This window comes from Amycolatopsis kentuckyensis, assembly GCF_002155975.1.
GTDB lineage: Bacteria > Actinomycetota > Actinomycetes > Mycobacteriales > Pseudonocardiaceae > Amycolatopsis > Amycolatopsis kentuckyensis.
In genome coordinates this window covers 1-5,026 of record NZ_MUMI01000625.1, presented here as the reverse complement: position 1 = coordinate 5,026, position 5,026 = coordinate 1, and the positions used below count along the sequence as shown (strand labels likewise).

The following is a 5,026-nucleotide window of genomic DNA, read 5'->3' as shown; positions in this document are numbered from 1 at the left end:
CAGCAGCATGATGTCCTGGCTGGTGTCGGGGTCCAGGTTTCCGGTCGGCTCGTCGGCGAGCAGCACCAGCGGGCGGTTCACGAACGCGCGCGCGATCGCGACGCGCTGCTGCTCACCGCCGGAGAGCTCGTTGGGGAGCCGGTCCGCCTTGCCGTCGAGGCCGACGAGCTCCAGCACCTCGGGGACGACCTTCTTGATGGTCGGGCCCGGCTTGCCGATGACCTCGAGGGCGAACGCGACGTTCTCGGCGACGGTCTTGTTCGCCAGCAGGCGGAAGTCCTGGAAGACGCAGCCGATGGTCTGCCGCAGGCGGGGGACCCGGCGGCGGGCCAGCTTGGCGACGTCGAAGTTGGACACCATCACGCGGCCCTTGCTGGGCGTCTCTTCGCGCAGCAGCAGCCGGAGGAAGGTCGACTTCCCCGATCCCGAGGGACCGATGAGGAAGACGAACTCACCCTTTTCGATGTCGACGGACACCCGCTCGAGCGCGGGCCGCGTCGAGGTCTTGTAGACCTTGGAAACCTCTTCGAGCCGGATCACGATTCGGCATACTACCCACCGGTCTCGTGAAGCCCCGGTTGCCCGGTCCACCCGGGTGGAGCAGCGGGTGTTTGCGTACGGTGAGCGGTCGCACGAACACCCGCCGCACCGGTCAGACGGTGGCGCTCTGCTTCCGCCAGCGGATGCCGGCGTCGAGGAAGCCGTCGATGTCGCCGTCGAGCACCGCGGTCGGGTTGCCGACCTCGTACTCGGTCCGCAGGTCCTTGACCATCTGGTACGGGTGCAGGACGTAGGAGCGCATCTGGTTGCCCCAGCTGGAGCCGCCGTCCTTGAGCGCGTCCATCTCCTTGCGCTCTTCTTCCTTCTTGCGCTGCAGCAGCCGCGACTGGAGGACCTTCATCGCGGCCGCCTTGTTCTGCAGCTGCGACTTCTCGTTCTGGCAGGAGACGACGATGTTCGTCGGGATGTGCGTGATGCGCACCGCGCTGTCGGTCGTGTTCACGCTCTGCCCACCGGGGCCCGACGAGCGGTACACGTCGACCCGGATGTCCTTCTCCGGGATGTCGACGTGGTCGACCTCTTCGACCTCGGGCAGCACCTCGACGTGCGCGAACGACGTCTGCCGGCGGCTCTGGTTGTCGAACGGCGAGATCCGGACGAGCCGGTGGGTGCCCTGCTCGACCGAGAGCGTGCCGTAGACGTAGGGGGCGCTGACCTTGAACGTCGCCGACTTGATGCCCGCCTCTTCGGCGTAGGAGATGTCGTAGACGTCGGTCGGGTAGCCGTGGCGCTCCGCCCAGCGCAGGTACATGCGCAGCAGCATCTCGGCGAAGTCGGCCGCGTCGACGCCGCCGGCCTCGGAACGGATGGTGACGACGGCGTTGCGGTCGTCGTACTCGCCCGAGAGCAGGGTGCGGACCTCGAGGCCGTCGATGGACTTGCCGAGGTCGGCGAGCTCGGTCTCGGCCTCGCCCATGCTGCCGGAGTCGCCTTCGGCCTCGGCGAGCTCGTACAGCACGCCGAGGTCGTCGAGCCGCTGGCGCAGGTCGGAGACGCGCCTCAGCTCGCCCTGCCGGTGGGACAGCTGGCTGGTGACCTTCTGGGCCGCCTCCGGGTCGTCCCAGAGGGTGGGGCTCGAAGCCTGCTGCTCCAGGTCGGCCACCTGGGCACGCAGCGCATCCAGGTCCATCACCGACTCGATCTGCGTCAGCTTGCCGGTCAGGTCCCTCAGTGCCGCATCGAACTCATCACTCACGTTTGTCAAGGTTACGGCAAAACCCGCGACCGGTTGCGAGGACCGGTCGCGGGCGCGCGAACCTCAGGCCGCGGGGATGGCGTCGAGCAGCTTCAGCGCGGCCTTGGCCTGCGCCTGGGCGAACTCGGCGACGGCCTTCTCGTACGGCCCCTCGGCCGCCTTGGTGGCCGCCTTGGCGTCGTCGAGCTGCTGGCTGTAGCTGGTCCGGGCCGACTCGAGCAGCGACTGGCGCTGCTTCGCGGTCAGCGACCCCGCGTGCACGAGCCGCAGGATGAGCGGGCTGCGCAGGTGGTCGGGGCCGGCCTCGGACGTCAGCCAGGCCTTGAAGGCCTTCTTGCCGGCGGCGGTGATCAGGTACTGCTGGCTGGAGCGCGGGCCCTGCTTGCCGAGCCGGACGAGGCCTTCCTTGGACAGCGCCGGGAGCTCCCGGTACACCTGGCTGCGGGTGACGCTGAAGAAGGCACCGAACCGCTCTCCGGCTCCAGCGACGAGCTGCCCGCCGGTGGCGGGACCGTCGTGGAGCAGACCGAGCAGGGCGGCGGCTGTTGCATTCAATTCGGACACGCCCCCTAGATTCCCACTTATCGGCCGCTGTGTCCACAGTGGTCAGCGGATCTGTCCATTGTGGCTAGACAGATCCCCTCGTTCGGCCCAATGCAACCAGGTCCACTGTGGACGTGAACACGCTCTGCAACCGCTCCCAGGGATTTTTGGTCCAACCAGACGCACCCGGACCGCCCCGGCACCTCCAGGCAGGTGAGTTCGCCGGGCGGCGATCCCCGGCTTGGCGCACATCGGACACGCACCGCAACCACGCGGGAGGTCGTCCACATCGTGGGATCCGCAGAATTTCACGCCCTGGGCGGAAAAGTCGGCAGTGAAAGCCGTTCCGGCATGACAAAAGAGGCACGTTCCCGGATTTCCCGGAAACGTGCCTCTTGGTGGTAGCGGGGACAGGATTTGAACCTGCGACCTCTGGGTTATGAGCCCAGCGAGCTACCGAGCTGCTCCACCCCGCGCCGTTTTGGTACTTCAATAGATTACACGGGGTCGCCAAGGGCTTTGCACCGGGGTCCCGAAACGCCCTGACCTGGCCTTACGCCGTCTCGAGCCACTGACGGGCTCCACTGAGGACCATCGCCAGCCCGTCCTCGAACCGCGCGTCCGCGTCGCCCAGCACCGCCTCACCCGCCGACTCGCGGTAGCGCTCGTCGAACTCCCCCGGCATGGGCCGCACGGCCTGCTCCTCGATCACGTAGCCGATGACGAAGCAGTAGACGGTGAAGGTCGCCCGGCTCGCCCGTCCCTCGTCGAGCCCGGCTTCGATGCTCCGCCGCAGCGGGTGCTCCCCGACCAGGCTCTGGTCGCCGAGGTACGTACCAGCGAAAACCTTTCCCCCGTCGCGATAGGCGAGCATCATGCGCCGCACCGCGCGGGCACGGTGCGCGACAGCTTCCCACTCCCCCGCCGACGCCGGCGGCCGCCGATCGGCCGCGGAGTCGCGGTACATCTGCGTCGCCATCTCGTCGAGGAGCTCCTGCTTGTTCTTCATGTGCCAGTACAGAGCGGGCGCCTTGACCCCGAGATCCCCGGCGATCAGCCGCAGCGTGAGCCCGTTGAGCCCGACCTCGTTGAGCAGCTTCAACCCGGATCGCGCGATGTCTTGCCTGGTCAGGGCCATGTTCTGCAGTCTCCTCGCACTCCCGGCTTGACAATTTAACGATGTTAAGGGCATCCTCGGGACCAGTCAATTTAACGTTGTTAAGGAGCTGGGGATGCGGGAGCTGACCGCTGAGGTGGTCGTCGCCGGCGCGGGCCCGACGGGTCTGATGCTGGCGAACGAACTGGCACTGGCCGGAGTGGACGTTCAGGTGCTCGAGCGGATGCACGAGCGAACGGGTCTGTCAAAAGCGCTGAACCTCCAGCCGAGAACGGCGGAAGTCCTGGATCTGCGCGGTTTGCTGGGCCGGGCGGAGGACCGCTCGTTCGCGACTGTCGCAGACGGACACTTCGCGGTGATCCCGGTGAGCTACGCGGGCTGGGAAACCCGCCACCCGTACCAGCTGGGTATTCCGCAGGCGGAGGTCGAGGCGGCGCTGGAGGAGCGCCTGAACGAGCAGGGTGTGCAGGTCAGGCGAGGCCACGAGCTCACCGGTTTCGTCCAGGACGCCGACGGTGTCACGGTCACCGCCGGCGACCTGCGCATCCGGGCGGCGTACCTGGTGGGTTGTGACGGGGGCCGCAGCGCGGTGCGCAAGGCGCTGGACCTGCCGTTCGAAGGGATCGAAGGCCAGGGCCACGGCGTGTCGGCGGACGTGCTGTTCAAGACGACGCCCCCGGGCGCGCCGACGCAGTGGCGCTCGATGAACAACATGGTGACGTCCGGGAGTCCGGGCAAGTTCGTCGGCGTGATCCCCCTGGCCGAGCCGAACCTGTACCGGGTGAGTTTCGGTGACCGCCTGAACCGCCCCGAAAACCTCCGGGCCGAGGTCACCGCCGAAGAGGTCCGGCAAGCGGTCGCCGATCGCTTCGGCCCGGAGGCGGAGATCGAGGAGATCCGCTGGGCGTCCCGTTTCTCGGACGACAGCCGGTTGGCCGCGAGTTACAAGGTGGGCCGAGTGCTCTTGGCGGGCGACGCGGCCCACGTCCACTTCCCGGCTGGAGGCCAGGGTCTCAACTTGGGTATCCAGGACGCCATGAACCTGGGCTGGAAACTGGCGGCCACGGTACGCAACCAGGCCGCACCGGCCCTCTTGGACACGTACGAGGCAGAGCGTCGCCCAGTAGCCAAGCGGGTCTTGGACAACGTGGCGGCCCAGAACGCCCTGATCCCCACAACCCCGAACCAACTGGCGCTGAGAGCCCTCTTCCGAGACCTGACAGCGCTCCCAGAGGTCCAGCGCCACCTGTCGGGAATGATCTCAGGTCTCGACATCACTTACCCGACAACGGAAACCCACCCAGCAGCAGGAACCCGCCTCCCCGACTTCCCCTTGGCAGACGGCTACGCCAGCAACTTATTCCACAAAGGAAACTGGGTCCTGCTGACAAAAACCCCCACCCCAACGCCCCACACAGAGGTAGTCGTAGCAGAGGTCCCAAAACTCCCCTGGCCAGACGTAGACAAAGTCCTGGTCCGCCCAGACGGCTACATAGCAAACACAACAGGAAAAACAGAACCCTGGCTCACCTGACAAGGCAGCCACCCGCAGGGGGGTCCAGGGGCGGCGAAGCCCCCCTGGCGGGGGTCTGGGGGTCCGACCCCCAGAA

General features: G+C 67.3%; 5 protein-coding genes and 1 tRNA gene. 1 reads left to right on the top strand and 5 read right to left on the bottom strand.

The window, feature by feature from the left end:
- The 5 genes from CCN39_RS44055 to CCN39_RS44035 form a co-directional block, all read right to left on the bottom strand.
- On the bottom strand, positions 1-540 hold a 540-nt coding region (locus tag CCN39_RS44055), incomplete at its 3' end, for a cell division ATP-binding protein FtsE (RefSeq protein ID WP_086852693.1).
- 112 nt (positions 541-652) lie between these two features.
- Positions 653-1,756, bottom strand: a complete 1,104-nt coding sequence (gene prfB, locus CCN39_RS44050; RefSeq protein WP_143264387.1) for a peptide chain release factor 2 — start codon at positions 1,754-1,756, stop codon at positions 653-655.
- 63 nt (positions 1,757-1,819) lie between these two features.
- On the bottom strand, positions 1,820-2,320 hold the full coding sequence (locus CCN39_RS44045) for a PadR family transcriptional regulator (RefSeq protein WP_086852689.1): 501 nt from the start codon (positions 2,318-2,320) through the stop codon (positions 1,820-1,822).
- 378 nt (positions 2,321-2,698) lie between these two features.
- A tRNA-Met gene (locus CCN39_RS44040) sits at positions 2,699-2,775 on the bottom strand.
- Between the two features lie 77 nt (positions 2,776-2,852).
- Positions 2,853-3,437, bottom strand: a complete 585-nt coding sequence (locus tag CCN39_RS44035; protein WP_086852687.1) for a TetR/AcrR family transcriptional regulator C-terminal domain-containing protein — start codon at positions 3,435-3,437, stop codon at positions 2,853-2,855.
- Positions 3,438-3,531: 94 nt separating this feature from the next.
- Between CCN39_RS44035 and CCN39_RS44030 the strand changes: the two genes are divergently transcribed.
- Complete coding sequence (locus CCN39_RS44030) at positions 3,532-4,950, top strand: FAD-dependent monooxygenase (RefSeq protein ID WP_086852685.1); 1,419 nt, start codon at positions 3,532-3,534, stop codon at positions 4,948-4,950.
- The last annotated feature ends 76 nt before the right edge of the window (positions 4,951-5,026 follow it).

Bases quoted from the DNA above. Each gene is read 5' to 3' on its own strand.
- CCN39_RS44035 (WP_086852687.1), bottom strand. From the start codon at position 3,437: ATGGCCCTGACCAGGCAAGACATCGCGCGATCCGGGTTGAAGCTGCTC.
- CCN39_RS44030 (WP_086852685.1), top strand. From the start codon at position 3,532: ATGCGGGAGCTGACCGCTGAGGTGGTCGTCGCCGGCGCGGGCCCGACG.